The organism is Oleiphilus sp. HI0117, from assembly GCF_001635235.1.
In genome coordinates this window covers 1-507 of record NZ_LWGA01000214.1, presented here as the reverse complement: position 1 = coordinate 507, position 507 = coordinate 1, and the positions used below count along the sequence as shown (strand labels likewise).

Here is a 507-nt window from a genome sequence, read left to right as displayed (position 1 = left end):
CATTGGCGTGCTGGAAGATATCTACTTTTAGCGCTTCTTCTTGCTCTGAGGTGTGAGGCGTATATCGCCCCCAATATATGTCATCACTTACGCCTAGCTTGCGCCTTTGTTCAAACCATAAGGCAACATGATCTTTCGGGTGACGTTGAAATATACTCATGATGCCTGATCCGTCTTGAGAACGTTAAGGGTATTTTTCGCATCAAGCCAACCTGCTTCCCAGCTTGAAGTTAATACCTCATCATTATATGGGCTCTGTGATTTCTTCTTCGCTCGACTGCCCTGCTCAAAACCGCGTTGATAGGCGTCTTCAACGCTCTCGGAGTCGAGCGCATTATTCGTTACCTGTTTGCTAGCGGTGCTTAGGCTCTTGATATATTGATCCAGTAATAGGTAGCTTGCGGGCACTAAAAGCAAGCTGATCAGTGTTGCAAAAATAACCCCAAAGGCCAGCGATACGGCCATGGGTATTAAAAACTTAGCCTGAATGCTGGTTTCCAGGATCAA

The 507-nt window shown here is 46.2% G+C and carries 1 protein-coding gene; it reads right to left on the bottom strand.

Going from position 1 to position 507, the window contains the following annotated elements; genetic code table 11:
- Positions 1–156: 156 nt before the first annotated feature.
- On the bottom strand, positions 157–507 hold a 351-nt coding region (gene rmf, locus A3757_RS26175), incomplete at its 5' end, for a ribosome modulation factor (RefSeq protein WP_197469680.1).